A 23,280-nucleotide genomic window follows, 5' to 3' on the forward strand; every position below is an offset into this window, starting at 1 on the left:
TTTACTCATTAAGAGTTTTGTGACTTGTTACGCTCTGCTTGAGCATTTTGTTGTCTTACTTCTTGTGCATTTGTTTCGCTAGCAAATTCTGTTCCGAATTGACCAGCACCTGCTTGACCAGCAGATTGAGCGTTTTGTTGTCTTACTTGTTGAATGTTAGTTCCTGCTTGAGTTTTTCTTGCCATCGTAAACACCTCCGAATAATTTGGCAAGCCTACACATTGCTGTGTGACTTGTACGAAGTTATTTTGTTCGATTGTCATTTTTATATACACCTTTTTTAAATTACATTTTCATCTTAATCCAGAGCATAACTTTCCTATAATTGAAAAAAATAAATAAGAAAAACTTTAATCTCCGATTGAAACATGGGTAAAAATATACCCAATTTTGTTAACAAAGGGGGACAAGACAAGATGTACGTTGGACGCGATATGACAGAATTATCTATGATGTCAAAAGATGATTGGAAAGATAGTGAATTAGCGTTTTTTCACAAATCACTTCAGCAAATGACACCTTATTTAAATTCAGAGGGTGTTGCCATTCATAGAGATATCATTAAGGAAATTGAAAAACGTGGCGGTATAAATAACCATGAGGAAGCAGATTGGACACACGGAACTCGAATCCAATACGATTAGATAAATTGATGAATTTTTCGCGGACATCCATTCCGGTAATTGCCAAATAGAGATAATTGGCGGACAAAGGTAAATTAAAAGCGGAAGAGATGATACCTCTTCCGCTTTTAATTATGATGAGCATTATTCCGATTTAATCCAAGCATCGCCAAACCAAGTATATACACGATACCAATTTCCTAGTTTTTCAAATGCCTTTACTGGTTGGGGCGCTAATGCTCCTAGCACTACTGTACCGTCCGGCCTTTCATAGAGCGTGGTTTCTGCACTTAATAATATTTCTTCTGTCACCTGCTCAAGTACACCCTCAACCGTATCATCCTGTGTAATCCACGCATCCCCATACCATGTTTTTATATGGTACCACCCTGTATCTGTTTCTTCATATGCAGTTACGGTTTGTGGCAGAATAGCGCCATTTTGATATCCTTCATATGCAAATGGCTTTGTATATAGGTTTTTTGTTTCAAACGCTGTTATTTTTTTATCAACTTTGTTAATAACAGGTTGTTTTAATTCATATCCATTTTCAAGAGCTAACGATTCGAAATCTTTATTTGAATCAGTTATAAGCACCTTTGTTCCGGTTCCGATTTGATCAAACAACCAGCGAACATCTGAATTATGCATTCTTACACAACCTGCGCTTACATATTTTCCGATTGAATTTTCATTGTTATTTCCGTGAATTCCATACGTGTGGCCCCATGTTCCTGGTACACTTAACCCCATCCAACGATCACCCAAAGGATTTTTCGGGGAACCCCCAGGTATCTTTTCTTTATAATAAGGCCGGTTTTTAACCATATTGATAATGGAAAATTCCCCTTCAGGTGTTAAGCTCTTTGTTCGGCCGGTTCCGACATCAAAGATTTTTATTAACTGGCCTTTATCAAAATATGCTAATTTATTTATAGCTTTGTTAATAATGATATACGCCTGATTTCCATCACCGTAAGCTATTTGTTGAGGCGTAAAGAACAGAAGTGTTAAACAAATTACTATCGCAGAAAAAAAGCTTTTTCTAATCACTATTTATTCCCCTCTCCTAACTTTCTATAGGAATTCTATGTGGGACATGCTGTATACATTACTATAAATTGACATAATACATACTATATCGCATGAGACTAAAGGGAGTATCTGTGATTAAAGTTATATTCTCTGTTATATCTTCATACGTCCCTCGTTCACGAGGAGGACCTAGGATAACATCATCCTCATGGATCCAAGCCCGGCAAACCATGACTGAAATTGATAGTAATCTTCTGTTTGTTCTAATTAAAACCTTGTTTCATAGTTAATAATTCACCATCCCTTAACTAACAAATAACTCATTAGAAGTTCCTATCACCCGAGAATCAGTCTATGTTAAGAGACATGCAGTATTTACATTTTTTTATAGTTCATTTTTACCCTTTTTATAAAACTAATGTTCACTCTTAATTTCCTCAATAATTTTTTGATAAGGCACAGGAAAAGGATAGCTTTCCATTTCAGCTAGTGTCACAAATTTGGAGTGCTTAACATCGATTGTTTCAGAATTTGTATGTCCTTTATAAACAGCGATTTTCCAAATAAGGTGGGAAAACTCATGTTTAAAATTAAATAAATGCTCCTCTGTTAAAACATCCATTTTATAATCATTCTTCATAAAATGTTTTAGCACATCAATTTGCAGCGCAGTGCTGCTTGTCATTTCTACTGTTGGAAACTCCCAAAGATTTGCAAGTAATCCTTTATTAGGACGTTTATGAATTAAAATTTCCCCACGTGGGTTTTGTAAAACAATAGTCGCAAGTACAACATCTTTTGTTGTCTTTTTTCGAGTTTTTACAGGAAAGTCATTCTGTATCCCCTCACTAAAAGCTATACAATGGTTTTGTACTGGGCACAATAAACAGGATGGCGATTTAGGAGTACACACTATCGCACCTAATTCCATTAATCCTTGGTTAAAGAAAGATGGTTGGTCTTCTGAGATAATTTCTCTTATGATGGTTTCAAACAGTTTTCTCGTTTTGGGTTTTGCGATATCTTCTTCAATTGCCAAGATTCGTGATATCACTCGCATAACATTCCCATCAACCGCGGGTTCAGGAATTCCATAGGCAATGCTTAGAATTGCCCCCTGTGTATATGGGCCAACACCTTTTAACTGTGATATTTCTTCAACTGTATTTGGGACTTTCCCATCATACTCTGTTACTACTTCCCTTACAGCAGATTGCAAGTTTCGTGCTCTGGAATAGTACCCTAAGCCCTCCCATGCTTTTAGAACTTTTTCTTCTTCAGCTTTAGCTAAGGCATGTACAGTTGGAAACTGCTTAATAAAGTTATTAAAGTATGGGATTACGGTATCTACTCTTGTTTGTTGGAGCATAATTTCTGAAACCCATACTTTATAAGGATCTTGATCTTTGCGCCAAGGTAACTTGCGTTGTTCTTTTTTAAACCATGAAATAAGGTCATTTTGAAATTGATTATGATCGAAATTAGTTAATATTTTATCTATATTCTTTTGCACAATTGTTCCTCCAAGATGTAAAATAATAGTAAGTGCAAGTAAGTTATGAAGCTTTTTTAATTACCCAGTAATTAATTTTACCATTAAGAAAAATTTTAAGGGAACTAAACATACTATTAGAATGCATATTATTTCTTAATTTTTTTAAAGCATAATAATGAGATTCACTTGGAACTTCATATATCTCTACATAACGATGGTTATCATCAGAACATGAAAACCATTCTATTTTTTTAAAACCATAGTTAGGCAATATATGGATGATACTTTTCATTAAGTGTTCATATTGATCTACTGATTCTGATTTCACACTATATTCGACAACAACTTTTAGCTTTTTTGACATTAGAATTTCACTTCCTTGAATGATTGTAAAACTAACACTCGATTAGGAGGATCTTACTGATGGATACAGGCACACATGTTGTCATGGGTATCGCACTAGGCGGTCTAGCAACTCTAGACCCTGTAGTTGCTAACCATGAAGTTACAGCAACTAGCGTAATGATTGCTGCGATTATAGGCTCGCAAGCACCCGATTTAGATACCATATTAAAACTTAGAAATAATGCCAAGTATATTCGTAATCATCGCGGTATTACACACTCAATTCCCGCCGTACTTTTATGGCCGCTTCTAATAACAGGAGTCATTTATGCTTTTTTTCCGGCAGCAAATTTGCTCCACCTATGGATTTGGACATTTTTAGCAGTAATCCTGCATGTTTTTGTCGACATTTTTAACGCTTATGGGACACAAGCATTGCGACCTTTGACGAAAAAATGGATTGCACTTGGTGTAATTAATACATTTGATCCATTTATTTTCTTTGCACACATCATTGGAATAGCGATTTGGCGTTATGGTGCAGATCCTGGCTATACCTTCCTTGGTGTATACGTTGTGCTTTTAGGATATTATCTAGTTCGATTTTATTCAAAGCATCTCGTGATTAACAAAGTAAAAGAGAAATTACCACAAGTTACGGAAATTATCATTTCACCTACTTATAGATTTAATCAATGGCATTTAGCCATCTCTTGTAATAAACGTTTTTATGTAGCACGTGCTGTAGATAACGAAATAACAATCCTTGATGAATTTGAAAAAATACCTGTTCCAGACACCCCGGTAATGAGAGCAGCGATGAAAGATGACAACTTATCTGCTTTTCTGTCATTTTCACCAGTCTACCGCTGGGAAATTGATGAGTATAACGATCATTACGAAGTCCGATTTATTGATTTACGCTATCGAAGTAAAGGCTATTATCCATTTGTAGCTGTAGTACAACTTGATCAAAATTTAAATATTGTGAGTTCCTATACAGGCTGGATATTTAGTGAAGCGAAGTTGATGAAAAAACTAGAAATTGCACCTGAATAATATAGAAATGTGCAAGCGCATTGGTTAGCCCCGAGGGGTTTTCAAAAGTTTTTACAAGTGCAGAAAAGCGACGACTAAATTAGTCATCGCTTTTCGTTTATCACTACAATGTTAAACATCTAATGCATTAGGTGATTTTTATGATTCAAAAGATGCTCGTACTTTGGATTATTCGTAACAAATTCATGTAGTCTTGGGCCATAATTTTTAATCCATTGCTTTACAATCTGTTCGGTCATTGCTTTACCTTTATAATCATACCCTGCTTTTGCCCGTGTTGTCTCAAAATCTTCCCACAATACCTCAACCCAAGTTCGAGCCTGTGCATATGATAATGAATCGTTTACCTTTAATAAATCATTACTTAAACGTTCAAACAAATCATTCATCTTTTGTCACTCCTTATCTTTACTTGTATGGAATGATTTCACCATAAAAATAACTTATAAAATCCCGCGCTTTTCTCATACTATTAGAGAATGTATTAACACATTCATTTTAGAACCATTAGGGGGTTAAAAAATGGTCCGAAATAAAGAAAATAACTTTCCTCCAAGAATGAAATTCGATGCTGAACCATTTGCAAAGCCAGAATTCTCTTCGTTACGTGCAAATGGTCAAATTAATACGCATCCACAAGAGCGTATGCGAGAATCAGACAGAGGTGAATAAAGTCATTGAGTGCGGAATACTCTCAATAGTTTTAGGTCGGCACACATTTGAGAACCGCATTGTTCTACGCAGCAGTTTAAGTTCTGTGAGTTTGGCCTAAGCTGGTTTATTTAATGTAGATTAGATTTGTTAAATGCTACTGAAATCCGCAGGAGTGCACAATAAAAAGCTTTCACTCTAGAGGAGGATGACATTTATGAATAAAAAAGCGTTTTATGAAAACCGCCATCAAAATCCTTTTCAGCAAGCATGGGCTAATCCGAAACACGCATGGAACCAAGTAAACGGTGAAACTCGACGTACGCAGAACTTAATTGTTTTAGAACACCAAACTCGAAAACAGTCTTAAATTATTTGCAGCCAGAGAATTATTAATTCTCTGGCTTTATTAACATTGATATCGGCAAGCCTTCTTCCTGATCACTGCCGTTACGATATCCCCAGGCAAATACGCCATTCATATAATCAATCTTAAACTTTTGTCCAGGAGCACCTTCTATTTCATAGGTCTCACCAGCACTAAAATCTTTTGGGTCTAAGAGGTATGCTTTAGCCATTGTAATTTTTCTTTCGTAGACGGCAAATTCATTTACCATTCCTAGCTGTTCTGCCTTTCTTGCTTTTTCATGCAATACACTGATTTCTTGTTTTAATTCAAATTCAGACATTTCACTATATCGCTTATCCATTTCCTCACCCCAATGTTTTTACATTTTACCAAAATAGTATAAAGCATTTTATAAAAAGTGACAAAGGCCTTAACTATTGATGATCACTATTAAGTTGTTCTATAAAAATGTTGATATCTTCTGTTTTAAATCCCCGTTGGAATAAGTATTGCTTAATCTTTTGCTCAAGTTCCCAACCTTCATACTTTTTGCTATATTTGCGCCAAGCTTTATATCCTTGGTTCATCACAGCTTCAAGTCTCTCCTCTTCATCTTTAGCAAAAGAAGTCTTTGCCATTGCTTCAGCGACTATATCTTGGGTAAAGCCTTTACTTAATAAAGCTTGTCCAATCTTTTGTTTAAGTTGAAATTCAGACATTTGCTTTTGTTGTACAGCGGCTTTTTCAACAGCCTTTTGTGCTACAGCCAGCTGATCGTTCTGTGTATATTCCTGTAACCCAATTTCAGCAATTACCTCTGTAATCCCCTTTTGCAGAATTTCTCTCTTTATTAGTAAAGGGCCTTTGGACGAATTGCGCATTCTAGCACGTACAAATGACTTTGCAAATTCAATATCATTTACAAAATTATATTCCTCTAGCTTTTTGATAACTTCTTCTGCAACAGCTTGGGAATATTCTTTACCTAATAAAAAATCATTTATTTCTTTTTTGGATCTCATTCGATATGATAAGTATTTCAACGCAATATTGAAAGCCTTTTTGATATCATCTTTATAGAAAATAGCTGTTAACTCACTTTCAGTAAAGGTTTGACCTTTCTTTAACTGAAATTCAATCAGTACATCCTGATCGACACTAAAGCCAAATTCCTCACCATTACCCCGATCAATAAAAACGTTAAACCGTTCTTTATTGTTTTTTTGAGTTGTGATTTTTACGATTTTCACCATATAAAAACCTCCACCCTTTATTATATCAGTAGATTTAAAGTATGACAGATATTATAGTTAAGTTAAAGCATACATAAATAATTTATTTATATCACAAGCGTATAGGATGGATAATTTCTATAAAGCGATTTGAATTGGGGAGATATTATATGAACATCGTCATATCAGGTGGAACAGGATTTATCGGAAAAATGTTGACCAATTATTTAGTTTCAAAAAACCATTCAGTATATATCCTTACAAGAAACATTGCATCGTTTCAGAATAAACCAAATATTACTTATGTTGAGTGGTTGTCACCTAATAGTAGTGCTGAGCTAAAGCTAGAAAATATCGATGTTTTCATTAATTTGGCAGGAGAATCCATCAACAGTGGACGTTGGACTGATAAACGAAAACAAATAATCCTCAACAGCCGTCTCTATGCGACAGACGAAGTAATTCAGTTAATATCCAAATTGACCCCAAAGCCACGTGTATTAATTAATGCATCTGCAATTGGTTTTTATGGTACTTCCCTTACCAAAACATTCACGGAGAATGATATCGAAAGCGGCCATGATTTTTTAGCAACCACAACAAGACGATGGGAAGATCAAGCAAAAAGGGTTGAAGAATTAGGGATTAGGCTAGTCCTTGCACGTTTAGGGGTTGTTTTAGCAAAAAATGAGGGTGCTCTACCACGAATGGTTTTGCCTTACAAATTTTTCATTGGTGGAAAAGTAGGGATTGGCCAACAATGGTTGTCCTGGATTCATATTGATGACGTTGTCCGTATGTTTGAATTTGTAGCTATAAATGAGAGGATTAAGGGCCCAATAAATTTAACTGCACCAATTCCTGAGAAAATGGATGCATTCGGGAGGACCATTGGAAAGGTTATCAAACGTCCACATTTGATCCCTGCCCCGGAGTTTGCATTGAAATTATTGCTTGGAGAAATGAGCTCTCTTGTCTTAGAAGGTCAAAAGGTAATTCCAGAAAAAGCATTAACAAACCACTTTTCTTTCAAGTATGAACATCTAGAAGATGCACTTCGTGATATTTTGACACAATCCAACAAAAGTCGTCACACAAATGATTTATAAGAATATTTTTATTTTGTAAAAGAAAAAAATTTCCTCTTCTCAAGACTGGCATTACCATTGTATACTTGAGTTCTGAAATCAAAAAAACTAAAAGGTTATGATAAAACTTTATGCTTTAAAAAAATTAAACAGTAGTAAGGGAAGGCAAATGGTGCGCCACCAGTTTGACTGGTTCTAGTGGGTTCGATTCCCACCCCGAATTTTTATTGTTGAGATTTTAATAAAAATTCGAGGGTGGAGTCCACAAGTGTGTTCACGCAGTGGTTAGGACTGCCCTCATGTTCGGAGGGATATGAACATGTTGAAAAACCGTGAACTATCAGAAAGTCAAGTATTGTATGAGTTAATGCGGCACCCTGAGGTCTTCCCTTTTGTGCGTCATAAAGCATATTCATATGAAGAATTCTTATTTTTAACGAAACAAACGATTGATGCCGAGGAACGTGGTGAACTGATTTCGCGAACAATATTAGATGAATGGGGCCAGCCAATTGGTACAATTAATTTATTTGATATTGAAGAAGGCGCGGGGTTTCTTGGAACGTGGATTGGTCAACCTTATTTTGGTAAAGGCTACAATAAGCTTGCGAAAGATGCATTTTTTACTGAACTGTTTTTTAATCAAAATATCCAAACAATTTTCATGCGAATACGCAAGGAAAATATTCGTTCTGCCAAAGCTGCCTTAAAATTACCCTATGTCACTTTTGCGAATGAAACACGTTTTACTTTATATGCAAAAATAAATGAGAATGCCCCAATTTATGATTTATTTGAAATCTCAAAGGATCAATATTTATTATATACAATGAGAACACCAGAAATTTTCGAGCAGGAACACGAACTAAAAGAGGCGTAAAGATCACCTAGTACACTGTGCTAGGTGTTTTTTTATCTCTTTTATGAGCTAATAAACATAATGATTAATCTTATTTTAATCGTATACTCCCATCACTTTAAGTAAATAATGGTAACTAGTACCAATTAGAAAAAAATGAAAGTGAGGAATTTAATATGAAAAGTAAAGCTAGACGTGACAAAGAAAACCGAAGTTCACTATCAAGTACGCAAGAAGTATTATATTCTCGAGAATTCAAAAAAGCAGATCGTGCAGGGGGCTTTGTTCCGCCGAATAGAAATTCCTAACTTTCCCAATCATAACTTCCCCTTTTTAAACCAAACTATGAAATGGAAACACATGTGGTCTTGTGAAATCCACATCCATTTTTTATCCAGGTTGGTGAAAAACTTCAAATTTGAAAGGGGAATGTACGATGACAAGAGGTCAAAGTCGACAACGTAGTAATGGCAATGGAGCTGGTATGCCACAAACTCCAAAATATGCAAAAACAACTTCAGATGGGCGCGATATAGAGTTTTCTCGTGAACTGGCTGACGCAGATGATATGGAAGCATTAGCAAGATCACAAGCTGCGGATAAACGTGCTAAATCTAAATAATTAGAAAAACAACGTAATTGCCATTATTAGCAATTACGTTGTTTTTTTATGCACATTTTTGTTAACGCATACATTTTTGTGGATAAGTATGTTAATTGTTGTGGATAATGTGTATAAGTCTGTTGATTAACTAGAAAACACGCTTTTAATTGTGGACAATAATGTGAGTAAAACAATACTTTTTCCACAGCGCATGTACTAAGGTATATTGTAAACATAAACTTTTATTAAGGTGATTACTTAAATGGTCTATTTAATCATGCAAACGATACTATTACTTTTATTCATTATTTCTATTGGAGCTATCGTATTTTCAACAATCATGAATGGTATTTCTCCAATGCCCACCTCTAGAAAAGCGACAACTAAAATAACATCACTAGTTAAAGACTATGTAAACCAGCACCAATCTCCAACTATTTATGATTTAGGCTCTGGCTGGGGCACCTTACTGTATTCGCTTGCCAAAAGATATCCACATGCTACCATTATTGGGATTGAAAATTCGCTAATACCATTTTATATTTCTAAGCTTTTTGTTTTATTTGGAATCTCCAAAAGCAATATAAAGTTAATATTTAAAAACTTTAACCATGTTAACCTACAAAGTGCAGACATTATCCTATGTTACTTATTCCCGCTAGCAATGGAAAAGTTAAAGCACAAATTTTTAATGGAGCTAAATCCCGGAACAATTATTATTAGTCACACGTTTGAAATAAGAGGATGGACTCCTGTAAAAATTATTGAAATCAATGATTTTTACAAATCAAATATATATGTTTATCAACTTAAATAAACGACTAAAATAAAAGCAAACATGTCTAATTTGCTAAAAATAAATCCTTATAAATGAAAAAGACATCTTACAGCTAAGATGCCTTTTATATACCATAACTATATTTTGAATTTTAGGATCAGTCCATTAAGATCCTCGGCAAGCTCTGATAACTCGTTTGCGCCTTTTGCGATCTCTTCCATTGAACTGCTTGATTGTTGAACAGATGCTGCTGCTTGTTGAATACCTGCAGCAGATTGTTCTGATACAGATGCGATTTGCTCAATTGATTCATTGATTACCATACTTTGATCAACAATTTGCGCTAAATGGTTAGAGATGTTCTTCACTCTCTCAACCATATTTAATACAGAAGTATTTATAGTATTAAATGTTTCACCTGTACTTTTAATTTGCTCAGTTCCCTTTTCTACTTCTCTATAGCCACCTGATAGAGATGCTACAACTTCACTAGATTCATTTTGGATACCTTTAACAATATTGGTGATATCACTAACAGAATAAGATACCTGTTCTGCTAATTTTCGAACTTCATCTGCAACAACCGCGAACCCTCTACCATGTTCACCAGCGCGTGCGGCTTCAATTGCTGCGTTAAGAGCAAGTAAGTTGGTTTGGTCTGCAATAGCTTGAATTACGCCAACAAGATTTGATATCTTTTGGGATTGCTTATCTAGACCTTGCACTTTTGTCACTGCGTTTTTAACTATCTCATCCACTTCACCCATTTGATTAATTGAAAGTTTCATTAACGAAGAACCATGATCTGTTAATTTTAAAACATCGGTTGAAACATGATGAATATGCTCACCGTTTTTGTTTGCTTCTCGAATCTTTTCAATGAAACTATTCATTGAGGACGAAAGCTCCATTACTGAATTAGCCTGTGATTCTGAACCAGCTGATAACTGTTCCATTGTCGAAGAAACTTGAAGACCTCCTTCATTCACTTCATGTGACGAATGGGTTAACTCTTCACTATGTGCCGAAACGGTTTCTGATACTGTTGTGATTTGAGAGATAATTTCTCGTAAATTTCCGTGCATTTTGTTCATGGCTAAACTCAGCTGTCCTATTTCATCCTTACCATTATATTCACTGCTTTCAATATTCAAATTGCCGTTTGATATTTCGGTAGCCATATGAATCACTTTATTTAAGTTTTGTTGAACGATTCTGCTTATAACATATACAACAGCAGAACCTAAGATTGCAGATACAACAATAGAAAGAACTAGTATAAATATGGATTGGTTCAGACTTACTTTTGCTTGTTCAACTGCTGTTTCCCGACTTTTATTAGACATTTTTTTTAAATCGTTTAACGAGAAGATAGTAGCATTTCTTAATGTTTGTGATCTATTGCGACCGACTGACATTTCGGCTTGATCCCCTCGCTTTACAGCTGGAACAATTTCATTGTAAAAAGTATTATTTAACACTTCACTATTTTTTGAGATTTGAAGAAAGTATTTTTCCTCATCCTTTGAAAGTGTGTTCTTCTGAAGTTCATTGAACAACTGGTTGAACTCCTTATTCTTTTGTTCATAATCTTTCATAAACACTTCATTACCAGAGTTTATGAAATCCGCTATCAGAAGATCTTTCATTTGGAACAATGCGGCCATTTCTGTTATTTTAACAGCGCGCTCTCCTCGATTTTCTACAATAGCAATATCATTTTTAACGGCATCAATTTTATTGAAAATAATAAATGCGGATACACAAAACAATACAATCGTGATCAGTAGTGCAATCCCATATTTCCTACCGATTTTAATATTATTAAGCACTGTTAACAAATGCAAATCCCTCCTTATCTAATAATAAAGCGCTATCAATAGTTCTATAATATAAAACTTAATTTTATATAGTTTTTCTATTATTCTTTCATTTTACTTGTTTGTAAGATATTTTCAATATTTTTCTTATCTAAGTTATCATAAAAGAAAGAATCTAAGAATTTCTTCTAACCATTAGCGCGAGCGCTTTAAACAGCCGATAGGCAAGCACCGGCTAAACCGCCACGATCGGCGGCAACGCTGGTATTAGCACGCCTTATGCTTTTGACTCTGAGGAAATAGTAACTGGAACAGGACAGAAACGCAATTTATAAATAAAAGTGGAGTCCCACTCCACTTAAGTTTTATATCTTAATTCTTTATAATCAACACAAATATTTATGTAAAACCTCATGACATCTTTTCTATTATTGCTACTTTAAGGTAGTTACCTTCAGGGAATTTATTACTTGTATTAAAATCCTCCGGCAGACTATATTCCTCAAGAATAGTATACTTGTGACCTGTTGCATTAAAAGCATCTCTTATAAATCCTTTGAACTTGGACATTCCAAATGTACTACAGTTAGTAGAGGCAATAATAATCCCCTTCTTTTCGGTGATAGTAATTACTTGTGTTAGTAAGCCTGTATAATCTTTGGCTGCACTAAAGGTATGCTTCTTTGAACGAGCAAAGCTTGGAGGATCAAGGATAACTAGGTCAAAACTCAACTGTTTCCGTACAGCATATTTAAAATAATTAAAAACATCTTCAACAATAATATCTTGTAATTCATAATCTATACCATTGATACTAAATTGCTCAATTGTTTTACTTTTACTGCGGTTTGCAAGGTCAACACTTGTTGTTTTAATTGCCCCTCCTAAAGCGGCTGCCACAGAAAATGCACCTGTGTAGGAAAATGTATTTAATACGTGTTTACCTTGAGCATATTTATCCCGGATCGCTTTACGGACGTCTCGCTGATCTAGGAAAACGCCTACCATTGCACCCTCATTTAAATAAACTGCAAATTTAATGCCGTTTTCTTTTACGATGAGTGGAAAAACAGCCCGCTCTCCTTCAACGAAATCATCATCTTCTATATACATACCTTTTACATCAAATCGTTTTTTCTCATATAAGCCCTTAAAGTTTGTTAATTTTTTTAATGACCTTATCACATTTTCTTTAAAATAATAAATCCCTTCACTATACCAGTTTATTAAATAATAGCCATCAAAGTTATCTATCGTTAAACCACCGATTCCGTCACCTTCTCCATTGAACACTCTGAAAGCAGTTGTATTAGGCTCGTTAAAAAACGAAGCTCTTTTGTCTAATGCATGCTTTAGTCTACTCTCAAAAAAGTGTTGATCAATTAGTTCACTTATGTCCTGCGTTAGAACCCAGCCACAGCCTTTATTTTGCTTTCCATAATACCCTCTTCCTAGAAAGCTATTTCTATCATCTACTAGTTCAACAATTGTTCCCTCGGCTTTTACATCCTTTATATTTTGGATAGCATCTGCAATGATAAGGGGATTACCCGCTTTAATGTTTTTTAAATATGATGATTTTACCTTTAATCGAACTGGTTTATTCATTGTAAGTTATCTCCTAATATTTCTTATTCATTTTAAATATGTACTTATATACTCGAAATTAATCATATTAATTTCGAGGACTAGAGTTTTTTAACACGAAAAGGTGTAGTAATTATACGTTTATAGTAGAGACTTCGCACGCAACATTTGTTTTTATTTGATTTGTTTCCCTTTTTTTTATTCTGGCTGTTTGTTAAAATTTTGACTCGGAATTCGTGCAAATTGATCCTTGCTGTCAGAATCCCTGCCTCTTTCTGACTCGTTTCCTTCCGAATCCCTTCATGCTGTCAGAACCCTTGCCTATTTCTGACTCGTTTCCTTGAAAATCGCTCCATGCTGTCAGAACTCTTGCCTAATTCTGACTCGTTTCCTTGAAAATCGCTCCATGCTGTCAGAACTCTTGCCTAATTCTGACTCGTTTCCTTGAAAATCGCTCCATGCTGTCAGAACTCTTGCCTAATTCTGACTCGTTTCCTTGCAAATCGCTCCAGGCTGTCAGAACTCTTGCCTAATTCTGACTCGTTTCCTTGAAAATCGCTCCTTGCTGTCAGAATCCTTGCCTGATTCTGACTCGTTTCCTTCCGAATCCCTTCATGCTGTCAGAATCCCTACTTGATTCTGACTCGTTTCCTTCCGAATCCCTTCATGCTGTCAGAATCCTTGCCTAATTCTGACTCGTTTCCTTGAAAATCGCTCCAGGCTGTCAGAACTCTTGCCTAATTCTGACTCGTTTCCTTGAAAATCGCTCCATGCTGTCAGAACTCTTGCCTAATTCTGACTCGTTTCCTTGAAAATCGCTCCATGCTGTCAGAACTCTTGCCTAATTCTGACTCGTTTCCTTGAAAATCGCTCCATGCTGTCAGAATCCCTGCCTAATTCTGACTCGTTTCCTTGAAAATCGCTCCATGCTGTCAGAACTCTTGCCTAATTCTGACTCGTTTCCTTGAAAATCGCTCCTTGCTGTCAGAACTCTTGCCTAATTCTGACTCGTTTCCTTGAAAATCGCTCCATGCTGTCAGAATCCTTGCCTGATTCTGACTCGTTTCCTTGAAAATCGCTCCAAGCTGTCAGAATCCTTGCCTGATTCTGACTCGTTTCCTTGAAAATCGCTCCTTGCTGTCAGAATCCCTGCTTGATTCTGACTCGTTTCCTTGAAAATCGCTCCATGCTGTCAGAACTCTTGCCTAATTCTGACTTGTTTCCTTGAAAATCGCTCCTTGCTGTCAGAATCCCTGCCTCTTTCTGTTCCATCCCCTCCTAAACGCTCCAGGCCATCCCGAATCCGACCATACGATAAAAAACTTTAGACTGTTTCCACCCCCAGCCCCCACCAAATAAACAAAAAAATACAAAAGACCAATTTTAACAAATTGGTCTCTAATAAATTTACTATTCCCAATATCATCAGCTCAAAAAACTCACATTCACATAAATTTAAGTGAATATCATAGTTATTTAAACCAGCCCTTTTCCTTGGATTGTGTAATCGCTTCAATGCGGTTTTTCACTTCTAGTTTATCGAGTATAGTTGATATATAATTTCGAACGGTACCTGTTTTTAAACTAAGTTTATCGGCGATTTCTTTCGTGTTTTTCCCATCTGCCACTAGCTCTAACACTTCTTTTTCACGGTCAGTTAGCGGATTTCCCTCTCCGTAAGCATCTTCAATTAGCTCAGGTGCGTAAATTCGTTTTCCTGCCATAACACTACGGATTGAACTGGCTAGTTCCTCGCTAGGACTATCTTTTAATAAATATCCATTTACACCTGCTTTTAAAGCCCGTTGGAAATAACCGGATCGAGCAAATGTCGTTAGAATAATTAACTTGCAGTTTTTCCCTTTTAACTGTTCTGCAGCCTCAAGGCCACTTTTACCTGGCATTTCTATATCCATAATGCAGACATCAGGTTGAAGTTTCTCGACAAGAGCTACCGCTTCTTCACCATTAGAGGCTTTACCGACCACTTCCATATCATCCTCTAAGTTAAGTAGTGAACCGAAGGCACCTAACAATAGCTGCTGATCTTCAGCAATCACTATTCTAATCATTAAATTTCCTCCTTATCTGTCTGCTTTACGTCATTTGGTACACGTAAATCTAAAATAGTTCCGTTATCAGTCTTAATTTGCATACTACCGTTTACGAACTCTAAACGTTCTCTCATCCCAATCAATCCATGTCCTTTGTCACGCTCGTTTGGATCCTTAAAAACACCATTATCCTTAATAGTCATACTAATTTCTTTCCAGGATTGTTCGATTGATATTGAGCATCTTGTTGCTCCGCTATGTTTTACTATATTCGTTACCGCTTCTTTTAAACACATGCTTAATATATTTTCAGTCAACAATGATACATTCGTAAGCTTGAAGTCTTTTACCTCATTATATTCAATTTCAGCAGCTGCTAGTATTTGTTTAACAGTTATTAGTTCATCCTTTAAACGAATACCGCGCATCGAGGATACTAGTTTACGCACTTCATTAAGTGCGGTTCTGGCAGTTTGCTGAACGTCCTTCATTTCCTGACGTGCTTGCTCAGGGTTTTTATACACTAATTTCCTAGCCAAATCACTTTTCAGTCCAATTAATGACAGCTTTTGTCCTAGTGTATCGTGAAGATCTCGAGCAATTCTATGCCGCTCTTCTAATATAATAAGTTCTGATATTCGCTTGTTAGCATCTTCTAATTTTTCTTCAAGCTGCCCTTTTTCCTTTCTGTTATAAATACTTAAAGGAAGAAGTATAACACTAATCCAAACAATGATAACAAATGGCAGCTGTTTTAAAAATAACTCGTCTAACTGGATAATATTAAAGTTAATCGCAATTGACGTACTAATTAAATGTACGAAATATAAAATAAAAAAAGCAGTCCGATCTTTTATATTACCAATATAATGAGATAAAAAAATAGAAAAATAAACATAACTAAATAGACTACTTGATGTAATAGAGATCCCAATTAAAATGATTGTCCACAAATAAACAAGCCAAACATTCTTTGAATGAAAGGCTAGTCGATAAAATATAAAAAACAAAACCGTTAGCGCAATACCAATAATTTTTTCAATCGTAGATCTGTCCGACTGAAAGATAAAATAAAACGGCAGAATACAAAGTATTGTCCAAATATACGGACTGATTCCATTACTTTTCTTCGGATTTGGTATCAGCTTCTTAATCATGGCAGAACCTCTTTTATGAAGTAAATTCCTTTATCTTCATATTACTATATATTGACAGCAATTTGGAATTTTTAAGACTCGGCATTAACTTTTACATTTTTCACTTTAGAAATTGACTTTATTTCTTTAAAAGTAATAAATTTATTACCTTGCTCATCCCATAATTTATATCTTAAAGATTGCAAACTTGTGGCTAACGTAATAGTCGGCACTTGTTGCAAAGGTTCCGTTTCATTGTGTACTGTTTCAAGGTTATAATTAGGCACCATTGGACTTAGATGATGTACATGATGATAGCCAATGTTTCCCGTGAACCATTGAAGCAATTTAGGTAGTTTATAAAATGAACTTCCTTCAACGGCTGCTTTTACAAAATCCCATTCTTTACTCTCTGCATAATAAGAATCCTCAAACGTGTGTTGGACATAAAATAGCCAAACACCTGCAGTACCTGAAATTAAGAAGATTGGCCCTTGTATTAATAAAAATGCCTCCCAACCAATACTATAGCAAAGCACAGCTATAATAGTTACTATAGATATGTTCGTAAAATACGTATTTAATCGTTCTTTTAAGCGCGCATCTTTCCGATTAAATCGATTTTCTAATAAAAATACATAGGTTGGACCTACTAAAAACATGATAATTGGATTTCGATACAATCTATATGCAAAACGTAACCAAAACGATGCTTCCATATATTCCTCTACTGTAAGTACCCAAATATCCCCAATACCACGTTTATCTAAATTTCCGCTTGTAGCATGATGTACTGAGTGATTATGCTGCCATTGATAATATGGAAATAGTGTTAATATTCCAGTCATTGTCCCGACAATTCTATTTGCTCGACGACTTTTAAAAAACGAGTGATGACAACAGTCATGGAAGATAATAAAAATTCTAACCAATAGACCTGCTCCAATAACTGTTAATGCTAATGTTAACAAATATGATACGGAAAGACTTTTATAAGCAAGTATCCATACCAAAATAAAGGGTAAAAGCGTATTCAAAAGTTGCAGCACACTGTTACGAGTATTTGAGCTTTCATACGGAGCAACTTGTTTCCGTAAACTAATCATTTTTTGATTTGCCATTTGTATCAATTCCTTTTCCGCATTTGTTAATCTAAGTATATACAAAAGCATCTCAGCTTTGCAGACATACATGTCATGTTAAAAAGATGACAAATGTCATACCACTGTGGAATATATTGTTATTTTTCATCAATACTTTTCATTTTATACTTGCGGTAATTCTGGGAACTATATTAAAAAAGTAGATTCGAGGCGACATTTATGACCTTAATCCTCAAGATTTTCACTTTATATTTAATTACGATCGCAATTATGAGATTAATGGGGAAATCAACTATTATTCAAATGACACCATATGATTTAGTTGCAATTATTATCGTTGGAACTATTGCATCAGAGCCATTAATAAGTACTGAATTTATACCGACCGTATATGCATTAGCTATATTAGTTGTGCTGCATATATTGTTTGCTAAATTAACTTTATGGCAATGGGGAAATCGCTTTTTCTTAGGTGAACCAACGATTTTGATTAAAGACGGGGAAATTGTTGAAGATAATATCGAAAAATCCAGGTTATCGATTGCACAACTTCTATCTATTTTAAGAACGAAGGGTTATCCCAAAATATCCGATATTGATTATGCCTTGCTTGAGCCGATCGGAGAAGTAAGTATTATCCCTAAACCTGAAAACACGGCAGTAACAGTTCAACATTTAGAGATATCGATTGAGGATGAGGGTTTACCTATATCAGTTATCATTGATGGAAGAATTCAACATAGAAATCTTAAACTACTTGGAAAAACAAAAGAGTGGCTTTTAGATCACTTAAAAAAGCATAATTTAAAGGCTAAAGACATTATTTATGCTTATGTTAATGAAAAAACACAGAAACTTAACATAAAAAAACGAACAGCTAATTAAATAAATGTTTAATTAAAAAGTGCTTGAGTCCCTCAAGCACTTTTTTTTAATGCAATTATCTGTCTTCTACTCAAACGCCTTATGCACCTTAAGCTGTTTACCTTTTATCTTTGTATTTTTCATCACATCAAGAACGATTGAGCCTTTACCATTCAGAATCTCAACAAAAGTTTCATTTTCTTGAATTGTAATGATGCCAATATCCTCTGCTTTGATACCATCAATCTTGGCTATTGTCCCTACAAAGTCAACAGCTCTAAGCTTTTTCTTCTTACCGCCATTAAAGTATAATTTCATAATATCCTGGTTTAAGTTCACACTTTTATCAACCTTCAGGGTAGGTCGCGCATTTATTTTTTCTTCAAATGCTGCTTTTGCTTTATCAACCGTCTCTTTTGAAGGAACAGGTATTTTAGGAATATTAAAGCCTATATACGCCTCAATCTCTGTTAGAAACTTTACTTCATCGGGAGTCATAAATGTAATTGCCTTGCCCTTTTTACCTGCCCTTCCTGTTCTGCCAGTTCGATGCACATAACTTTCCTTTTCAAGTGGAATATCATAATTAATAACAAGCGAGATATTTTCGACATCAATGCCTCTCGCTGCCACATCTGTCGCTATTAAATAGCGAAATTCACCTTTTTTAAAGTCATTCATTACCTCGAAACGGTCTTCTTGATACATTCCACCATGGATTTTGTCGCATGGATAACCTAACTTGTTCATTCCATCTAAAAGGATGTCAACTCCATCTTTAGTTCGGCAGAAAACAATACAACTAGTAGGATTTTCAACTATTGTAAAAGCTTGAAGAGCGGAAAACTTTTGTTCTTCTTCAACCTCCACCAACTTATGAGTGATCTGTTTAGTCATACTTTCTGTTTCTTCTAGTTTAATATGTATTGGATTTAACATATACGAATGGTATAGTCTTTCAATATCTGCTGGTAGTGTAGCTGAGAATAAACATGTATGCCGTTCAGTTGGCAGTTTCTGTATGATGGCTTCTACTTGATCAATAAAGCCCATATTTAACATCTCATCCGCTTCATCTATTATTAAATACTTTAATTTATCAACAATAAGAGTGCCCTTTTCGAGATGATCTAACACACGACCTGGTGTACCTACAACAACATGCGTTTTTTGCTTTAATTCCAATTTTTGTTTTACAAATGATTGTTTTCCATATATTGCTGTTGCCTTTATTCGTTTAAACCTCCCTATATTCGTTAGATCTTCTTTTACTTGAGCAGCAAGCTCTCGTGTTGGAGTTAGAACTAACGCCTGCGGTTTATTTTCCTCCCACTCAACAAGTTCACATATAGGGATTCCAAAAGCTGCTGTTTTACCGCTCCCAGTTCTTGCCTTAACAACAAGATCTTTTTGGTCTAATGCGACTGGTATTACTTTTTGCTGGACTTCTGTTGGAACTTTATAATGTAAATTCGATAACGCTTTTACAATGTCATCACTAATTTTATAATCTTTAAAGCTGCCGTTATTACCCATAAATGACCTCATATGATTATTTTTTTGATTTTTATTATCCCTTACTCTATTACCAACCTTGCATAATTACCTTTAAGTTAGGTGAAAACATAATAGTAACATTTTCTATTATTGTAAAAGGAGCAACTTCTATGAGAAGAAGTATAAGTGAAATGAAGTACTTGTTGCATTGTATACTTGTTTTAAACCTTATAGCATTGATACCAATTTTCCTGAGAAAACCACCTATCAAAGACTGGGTAATCGTCTATTTATTTAACGCGGTTACAAATATTTATACAGACAAGTTTCTTACATACTTTAAAATAGTGCGATATCCAATCCGATTTTCCCAAGAATATTACACACGCACATTTTATTTGATATATTAATATATCCCACATTTACTATTCTTTATAATCAAATAACATATAATAAAAAACCTTTCGAAACTTTTTATAAGCTCTTTTATTTTACAATCCCATTGTTAGTAATCGAATTGTGGGCAGAAAAAAAGACAAGTTTAATTAGATGGAGTAAAAAGTGGAAATGGTATCATACATTTTTATCAGTTAGTTTCAAGTCACTAATAACAAGAATGTTCATTGAATTGATAAGGAAAATTGATGCAAAGTAATTGAGTGGCATTTATCCTTAACCGACAAATGGTATAGCAAAAGTACCGTTTTTGCTATACACCATAATCATGGATATTTAAATCCGTAAGTACACAAACTGATAATGAATACCATGAAAGAGGGAATGTTATGAAACATCGTTATTTTTGTAGACTTTTACTAGTCTTCATGCTCGTTTATTTCAATCCGATTTGTTCCCTTACTTCAGCACAATATTCTTATCCATTACAAGCCAAATATCCAGATATCATGATTTATAAAGCTCAAACTAACCAAAAAGTAATCGCCCTAACCTTTGATGATGGACCGGACCAACGCTTTACCCCGCAAATATTGGACGTGTTAAATAACTATAATGTAAAGGCAACTTTTTTCCTGCTGGGTACTCGTGCACATACATACCCAGACATAACACAAAGAATTTTTAACGAAGGTCATGTTATCGGAAACCACACGTATTGGCACCCACAACTTACAAAAACTGGTTTAAGCAATATGATATGGGAAATTAATAAAAATGAACAAGAATTGAAATCAATTATTAACATGGAAACTAGCTTATTCCGTGCTCCTTATGGTGCATTAACCGAACAACAAGTCCAACAATTAGGGAAAATGGGTTATCGTGGTATAGGTTGGTCAGTTGACTCGGAAGATTGGAAAAGTTTATCTTCTGAAAAAATAAAAGCTAAAATACTAAACGCTGTCCATCCTGGAGCAATCATTTTAATGCACAGTGCAGGACATTGGACGCAAGATCTTTCTGGAACAGTACAAGCTCTAAATGAACTAATTCCCTATCTTCAAAAAAAAGGCTATGAATTCGTAACTGTTCCTGATCTTTGGGCTATAGAACATGCCGATGAATAAAGATTTAGTCGAGATAAAAAAACTGTAACTAATTGACGTAGCAAACTGAATTCGATTTATACATTATTGACGGGCCATGAAACCATCGTGGCCCGTATAGTGTAAACGAAAAAATGTTAACAAATACATGTTTTCTTTTTTGCACCAATCTTCCCTCTATTTTCTACCTTTTGTATATAGTCTGTAGCTAAAGGAACTTTGCACGCAGTTTGTCCAACATCTACATGAACCTTTCCAATCTGTTCAGCTACTTTCTTCGCTTCTTCATGTAGTGGTGATACAAATGCTCCAACAGCTATAACAAAACTATTCATCACATATCTAACCCGGTTTTTTTCATCATGAATGGAGGTCGCAATCTTATTTAACAATTGTTTGATTTCATTTAAATCGAGCTTTACATCTGGTGTGATCGATAAATAATTAGCATATGTACTCCAGCCGCAAGTAGCCACCATCTCGGTGCTTGAATGCATCCATCTTCTCGCTAACTCAAGAGCAAAGTCACTTTCTGCTGTTACATTAGCAACAGTATATTCTGCGAGCATATACCAATATGCTTTTTCAACCCATTGTTCCAATATGTCCTTTGTCATAGATTTTGGATTTATAGACAATCCAGCCAAATACATCGCATCATGGTTGCCCGAATCGTATAATTGCAGAGCTAACATATGTTCTTTTTTGACATACTTAACCAGCTTTTTCAAGTCACCTACTTTAACACCATACAAAGGTTCTTTAGCACCATGTCGTATAAAGGTTTGTTTCGTTTGATCTGTCCCCAACTCTTCAAGCTTTTTCATTATTTCTTCATAATTCATTTGTAATCCCCCTAAAAGCACACCTTTTTTACTGCTTGCTAACATAATTCCCTTCAGTTTGATAGATCATAACTAACTCTGCTTGATTCATAACAGTTTATTGTATTAATATGGAATAAGCAACTGCAATTTGTATACTTCCCTAATAAAGGAATTAACTTCCTTAGAAGGTAAAAAAATTAAGGAGAACAAATCAAATGGGATCAAATACTGTACAGGATATTAAACATTCTATTATTATCGAAACGTCAATTCAAAAAGTTTGGAATACAACCTCCACCTCCGAAGGCATTACTTCTTGGTTTATGCCGAACAACTTGGAGCCTACTGTTGGACACGAATTTCATTTACAGTCCCCTTTTGGACCATCGCCATGTAAAGTACTAGAAGTTGATGCGCCACATAAGCTTTCTTTTTCATGGGATACTGATGGCTGGGTAGTATCATTTATTTTAAAAGAGCTTGATGATAAAACTGAATTTACACTTATCCATGGCGGTTGGAAAGATGATGAAATTGTACCGAAAGCTGGAGAAAAAAGTTCTGTTATTCGTGAGCGCATGAATCAAGGTTGGGCTGGCATCATCCAAAAGCTAAAGAATGTAGTCGAGGAATAATTTAAATAGGTAGCTTAGTTTATGCTGCGGAATCGAGAGAGCCCTCTCTCTCGATTACCGTTGCTTTAGTTAATATAACTTTTTATAGCAGGTAAACTCCTTTATATACGTTGTTAGCATCGTATTAGTTGTTT

Annotated in this window: 27 protein-coding genes and 1 pseudogene; 13 read left to right on the forward strand and 15 right to left on the reverse strand. The window is 35.1% G+C overall.

What is annotated here, in order from left to right:
* Positions 1–8: 8 nt before the first annotated feature.
* A complete protein-coding gene (locus C1724_RS15635; protein WP_102347957.1) occupies positions 9–185 on the reverse strand; it encodes a gamma-type small acid-soluble spore protein in 177 nt (58 codons plus the stop codon).
* A gap of 231 nt (positions 186–416) precedes the next feature.
* Here C1724_RS15635 and C1724_RS15640 point away from each other — a divergent pair, with 231 nt between their 5' ends.
* A complete protein-coding gene (locus C1724_RS15640) occupies positions 417–644 on the forward strand; it encodes a hypothetical protein (RefSeq protein WP_102347638.1) in 228 nt (75 codons plus the stop codon).
* Between the two features lie 123 nt (positions 645–767).
* Here C1724_RS15640 and C1724_RS15645 read toward each other — a convergent pair whose 3' ends face one another.
* The 3 genes from C1724_RS15645 to C1724_RS15655 all read right to left on the reverse strand — a co-directional run bounded on the left by C1724_RS15645 (position 768) and on the right by C1724_RS15655 (position 3,517).
* Positions 768–1,676: a L,D-transpeptidase gene (locus C1724_RS15645; RefSeq protein WP_308410505.1), complete on the reverse strand. Its 909-nt coding sequence runs from the start codon at positions 1,674–1,676 to the stop codon at positions 768–770.
* 397 nt (positions 1,677–2,073) lie between these two features.
* A complete protein-coding gene (mutY, locus tag C1724_RS15650; RefSeq protein WP_102347640.1) occupies positions 2,074–3,171 on the reverse strand; it encodes an A/G-specific adenine glycosylase in 1,098 nt (365 codons plus the stop codon).
* Between the two features lie 43 nt (positions 3,172–3,214).
* A complete protein-coding gene (locus tag C1724_RS15655; RefSeq protein WP_102347641.1) occupies positions 3,215–3,517 on the reverse strand; it encodes a hypothetical protein in 303 nt (100 codons plus the stop codon).
* 59 nt (positions 3,518–3,576) lie between these two features.
* Between C1724_RS15655 and C1724_RS15660 the strand changes: the two genes are divergently transcribed.
* Entirely contained in the window at positions 3,577–4,557 is a 981-nt protein-coding gene (locus C1724_RS15660; protein ID WP_102347642.1) for a metal-dependent hydrolase, read from the forward strand.
* 119 nt (positions 4,558–4,676) lie between these two features.
* On the opposite strand, the gene C1724_RS15665 is transcribed toward C1724_RS15660, so the two are convergent.
* The gene (locus tag C1724_RS15665; protein WP_102347643.1) at positions 4,677–4,946 is read right to left on the reverse strand and encodes a YfhJ family protein; all 270 of its coding nucleotides are present in this window, start codon (positions 4,944–4,946) and stop codon (positions 4,677–4,679) included.
* 133 nt (positions 4,947–5,079) lie between these two features.
* On the opposite strand from C1724_RS15665, the gene sspK reads away from it, so the two are divergent.
* Positions 5,080–5,229 carry a small acid-soluble spore protein K gene (gene sspK, locus C1724_RS15670; RefSeq protein ID WP_102347644.1) on the forward strand — a complete coding sequence of 50 codons (150 nt, stop codon included), beginning with the start codon at positions 5,080–5,082 and terminating at the stop codon, positions 5,227–5,229.
* A 196-nt stretch (positions 5,230–5,425) separates the two neighbouring features.
* Positions 5,426–5,578, forward strand: coding sequence for a YpzG family protein (locus C1724_RS15675; protein ID WP_102347645.1), 153 nt, complete (start codon positions 5,426–5,428; stop codon positions 5,576–5,578).
* Positions 5,579–5,600: 22 nt separating this feature from the next.
* Here the strand turns inward: C1724_RS15675 and C1724_RS15680 are convergent, their stop codons facing one another.
* Together C1724_RS15680 and recX are read right to left on the reverse strand one after the other, a co-directional pair.
* Positions 5,601–5,918: a YfhH family protein gene (locus C1724_RS15680; protein WP_102347646.1), complete on the reverse strand. Its 318-nt coding sequence runs from the start codon at positions 5,916–5,918 to the stop codon at positions 5,601–5,603.
* A 73-nt stretch (positions 5,919–5,991) separates the two neighbouring features.
* Positions 5,992–6,810: a recombination regulator RecX gene (gene recX / locus C1724_RS15685; protein WP_102347647.1), complete on the reverse strand. Its 819-nt coding sequence runs from the start codon at positions 6,808–6,810 to the stop codon at positions 5,992–5,994.
* Positions 6,811–6,959: 149 nt separating this feature from the next.
* Here recX and C1724_RS15690 point away from each other — a divergent pair, with 149 nt between their 5' ends.
* The 5 genes from C1724_RS15690 to C1724_RS15710 all read left to right on the forward strand — a co-directional run bounded on the left by C1724_RS15690 (position 6,960) and on the right by C1724_RS15710 (position 10,157).
* The gene (locus tag C1724_RS15690) at positions 6,960–7,898 is read left to right on the forward strand and encodes a TIGR01777 family oxidoreductase (protein ID WP_102347648.1); all 939 of its coding nucleotides are present in this window, start codon (positions 6,960–6,962) and stop codon (positions 7,896–7,898) included.
* A 298-nt stretch (positions 7,899–8,196) separates the two neighbouring features.
* Complete coding sequence (locus tag C1724_RS15695; protein ID WP_102347649.1) at positions 8,197–8,757, forward strand: GNAT family N-acetyltransferase; 561 nt, start codon at positions 8,197–8,199, stop codon at positions 8,755–8,757.
* Positions 8,758–8,912: 155 nt separating this feature from the next.
* Positions 8,913–9,044 carry a YfhE family protein gene (locus tag C1724_RS15700; protein WP_102347650.1) on the forward strand — a complete coding sequence of 44 codons (132 nt, stop codon included), beginning with the start codon at positions 8,913–8,915 and terminating at the stop codon, positions 9,042–9,044.
* 128 nt (positions 9,045–9,172) lie between these two features.
* Positions 9,173–9,358 (forward strand): YfhD family protein, encoded by a 186-nt coding sequence (locus C1724_RS15705; RefSeq protein ID WP_102347651.1) that lies wholly within the window; start codon positions 9,173–9,175, stop codon positions 9,356–9,358.
* Between the two features lie 244 nt (positions 9,359–9,602).
* Positions 9,603–10,157, forward strand: coding sequence for a class I SAM-dependent methyltransferase (locus C1724_RS15710; RefSeq protein ID WP_219723270.1), 555 nt, complete (start codon positions 9,603–9,605; stop codon positions 10,155–10,157).
* A 98-nt stretch (positions 10,158–10,255) separates the two neighbouring features.
* Here the strand turns inward: C1724_RS15710 and C1724_RS26435 are convergent, their stop codons facing one another.
* The 6 genes and pseudogenes from C1724_RS26435 to C1724_RS15735 all read right to left on the reverse strand — a co-directional run bounded on the left by C1724_RS26435 (position 10,256) and on the right by C1724_RS15735 (position 17,836).
* Positions 10,256–11,212 (reverse strand): methyl-accepting chemotaxis protein, encoded by a 957-nt coding sequence (locus C1724_RS26435; RefSeq protein ID WP_374703468.1) that lies wholly within the window; start codon positions 11,210–11,212, stop codon positions 10,256–10,258.
* Positions 11,195–11,785: pseudogene (locus C1724_RS26440) on the reverse strand (HAMP domain-containing protein); the annotation flags it as partial. The gene C1724_RS26435 and the pseudogene C1724_RS26440, both read right to left, overlap by 18 nt.
* Before the next feature lie 564 nt (positions 11,786–12,349).
* A complete protein-coding gene (locus C1724_RS15720) occupies positions 12,350–13,546 on the reverse strand; it encodes a class I SAM-dependent rRNA methyltransferase (RefSeq protein WP_102347653.1) in 1,197 nt (398 codons plus the stop codon).
* Positions 13,547–14,997: 1,451 nt separating this feature from the next.
* The gene (locus C1724_RS15725) at positions 14,998–15,597 is read right to left on the reverse strand and encodes a response regulator transcription factor (RefSeq protein WP_102347654.1); all 600 of its coding nucleotides are present in this window, start codon (positions 15,595–15,597) and stop codon (positions 14,998–15,000) included.
* A complete protein-coding gene (locus C1724_RS15730) occupies positions 15,597–16,736 on the reverse strand; it encodes a sensor histidine kinase (RefSeq protein WP_102347655.1) in 1,140 nt (379 codons plus the stop codon). The genes C1724_RS15725 and C1724_RS15730 overlap by 1 nt, the downstream gene beginning before the upstream one ends.
* 71 nt (positions 16,737–16,807) lie before the next feature.
* Positions 16,808–17,836 carry a fatty acid desaturase gene (locus tag C1724_RS15735; protein ID WP_102347656.1) on the reverse strand — a complete coding sequence of 343 codons (1,029 nt, stop codon included), beginning with the start codon at positions 17,834–17,836 and terminating at the stop codon, positions 16,808–16,810.
* 201 nt (positions 17,837–18,037) lie between these two features.
* Between C1724_RS15735 and C1724_RS15740 the strand changes: the two genes are divergently transcribed.
* Positions 18,038–18,703, forward strand: a complete 666-nt coding sequence (locus C1724_RS15740) for a DUF421 domain-containing protein (protein ID WP_102347657.1) — start codon at positions 18,038–18,040, stop codon at positions 18,701–18,703.
* Between the two features lie 66 nt (positions 18,704–18,769).
* On the opposite strand, the gene C1724_RS15745 is transcribed toward C1724_RS15740, so the two are convergent.
* A complete protein-coding gene (locus C1724_RS15745) occupies positions 18,770–20,218 on the reverse strand; it encodes a DEAD/DEAH box helicase (RefSeq protein ID WP_102347658.1) in 1,449 nt (482 codons plus the stop codon).
* Positions 20,219–20,588: 370 nt separating this feature from the next.
* On the opposite strand from C1724_RS15745, the gene C1724_RS26285 reads away from it, so the two are divergent.
* Both C1724_RS26285 and C1724_RS15755 read left to right on the forward strand, forming a co-directional pair.
* The gene (locus C1724_RS26285) at positions 20,589–20,834 is read left to right on the forward strand and encodes a CBO0543 family protein (RefSeq protein ID WP_308410508.1); all 246 of its coding nucleotides are present in this window, start codon (positions 20,589–20,591) and stop codon (positions 20,832–20,834) included.
* A gap of 130 nt (positions 20,835–20,964) precedes the next feature.
* Complete coding sequence (locus tag C1724_RS15755) at positions 20,965–21,705, forward strand: polysaccharide deacetylase family protein (RefSeq protein ID WP_102347659.1); 741 nt, start codon at positions 20,965–20,967, stop codon at positions 21,703–21,705.
* Positions 21,706–21,821: 116 nt separating this feature from the next.
* Here C1724_RS15755 and C1724_RS15760 read toward each other — a convergent pair whose 3' ends face one another.
* Positions 21,822–22,529, reverse strand: a complete 708-nt coding sequence (locus tag C1724_RS15760) for a DNA alkylation repair protein (protein WP_102347660.1) — start codon at positions 22,527–22,529, stop codon at positions 21,822–21,824.
* A 197-nt stretch (positions 22,530–22,726) separates the two neighbouring features.
* Between C1724_RS15760 and C1724_RS15765 the strand changes: the two genes are divergently transcribed.
* A complete protein-coding gene (locus C1724_RS15765) occupies positions 22,727–23,146 on the forward strand; it encodes an SRPBCC family protein (RefSeq protein WP_102347661.1) in 420 nt (139 codons plus the stop codon).
* Positions 23,147–23,280: the final 134 nt, after the last annotated feature.

The sequence above is a fragment of the Bacillus sp. Marseille-P3661 genome, assembly GCF_900240995.1.
Taxonomy (GTDB): domain Bacteria; phylum Bacillota; class Bacilli; order Bacillales; family Bacillaceae_J; genus OESV01.

Bases quoted from the DNA above. Each gene is read 5' to 3' on its own strand.
- C1724_RS15675 (WP_102347645.1), top strand. From the start codon at position 5,426: ATGAATAAAAAAGCGTTTTATGAAAACCGCCATCAAAATCCTTTTCAG.
- C1724_RS15745 (WP_102347658.1), bottom strand. From the start codon at position 20,218: ATGGGTAATAACGGCAGCTTTAAAGATTATAAAATTAGTGATGACATT.
- C1724_RS15735 (WP_102347656.1), bottom strand. From the start codon at position 17,836: ATGGCAAATCAAAAAATGATTAGTTTACGGAAACAAGTTGCTCCGTAT.
- C1724_RS15635 (WP_102347957.1), bottom strand. From the start codon at position 185: ATGGCAAGAAAAACTCAAGCAGGAACTAACATTCAACAAGTAAGACAA.
- C1724_RS15725 (WP_102347654.1), bottom strand. From the start codon at position 15,597: ATGATTAGAATAGTGATTGCTGAAGATCAGCAGCTATTGTTAGGTGCC.
- sspK (WP_102347644.1), top strand. From the start codon at position 5,080: ATGGTCCGAAATAAAGAAAATAACTTTCCTCCAAGAATGAAATTCGAT.
- C1724_RS15640 (WP_102347638.1), top strand. From the start codon at position 417: ATGTACGTTGGACGCGATATGACAGAATTATCTATGATGTCAAAAGAT.
- recX (WP_102347647.1), bottom strand. From the start codon at position 6,810: ATGGTGAAAATCGTAAAAATCACAACTCAAAAAAACAATAAAGAACGG.
- C1724_RS15710 (WP_219723270.1), top strand. From the start codon at position 9,603: ATGGTCTATTTAATCATGCAAACGATACTATTACTTTTATTCATTATT.
- C1724_RS15695 (WP_102347649.1), top strand. From the start codon at position 8,197: ATGTTGAAAAACCGTGAACTATCAGAAAGTCAAGTATTGTATGAGTTA.
- C1724_RS15760 (WP_102347660.1), bottom strand. From the start codon at position 22,529: ATGAATTATGAAGAAATAATGAAAAAGCTTGAAGAGTTGGGGACAGAT.
- C1724_RS15680 (WP_102347646.1), bottom strand. From the start codon at position 5,918: ATGGATAAGCGATATAGTGAAATGTCTGAATTTGAATTAAAACAAGAA.
- C1724_RS15665 (WP_102347643.1), bottom strand. From the start codon at position 4,946: ATGAATGATTTGTTTGAACGTTTAAGTAATGATTTATTAAAGGTAAAC.
- C1724_RS15720 (WP_102347653.1), bottom strand. From the start codon at position 13,546: ATGAATAAACCAGTTCGATTAAAGGTAAAATCATCATATTTAAAAAAC.
- C1724_RS15690 (WP_102347648.1), top strand. From the start codon at position 6,960: ATGAACATCGTCATATCAGGTGGAACAGGATTTATCGGAAAAATGTTG.
- C1724_RS15730 (WP_102347655.1), bottom strand. From the start codon at position 16,736: ATGATTAAGAAGCTGATACCAAATCCGAAGAAAAGTAATGGAATCAGT.
- C1724_RS15655 (WP_102347641.1), bottom strand. From the start codon at position 3,517: ATGTCAAAAAAGCTAAAAGTTGTTGTCGAATATAGTGTGAAATCAGAA.
- C1724_RS15740 (WP_102347657.1), top strand. From the start codon at position 18,038: ATGACCTTAATCCTCAAGATTTTCACTTTATATTTAATTACGATCGCA.
- C1724_RS15705 (WP_102347651.1), top strand. From the start codon at position 9,173: ATGACAAGAGGTCAAAGTCGACAACGTAGTAATGGCAATGGAGCTGGT.
- C1724_RS15755 (WP_102347659.1), top strand. From the start codon at position 20,965: ATGAAACATCGTTATTTTTGTAGACTTTTACTAGTCTTCATGCTCGTT.
- C1724_RS26435 (WP_374703468.1), bottom strand. From the start codon at position 11,212: ATGAACAAAATGCACGGAAATTTACGAGAAATTATCTCTCAAATCACA.
- C1724_RS15660 (WP_102347642.1), top strand. From the start codon at position 3,577: ATGGATACAGGCACACATGTTGTCATGGGTATCGCACTAGGCGGTCTA.
- C1724_RS15700 (WP_102347650.1), top strand. From the start codon at position 8,913: ATGAAAAGTAAAGCTAGACGTGACAAAGAAAACCGAAGTTCACTATCA.
- C1724_RS15765 (WP_102347661.1), top strand. From the start codon at position 22,727: ATGGGATCAAATACTGTACAGGATATTAAACATTCTATTATTATCGAA.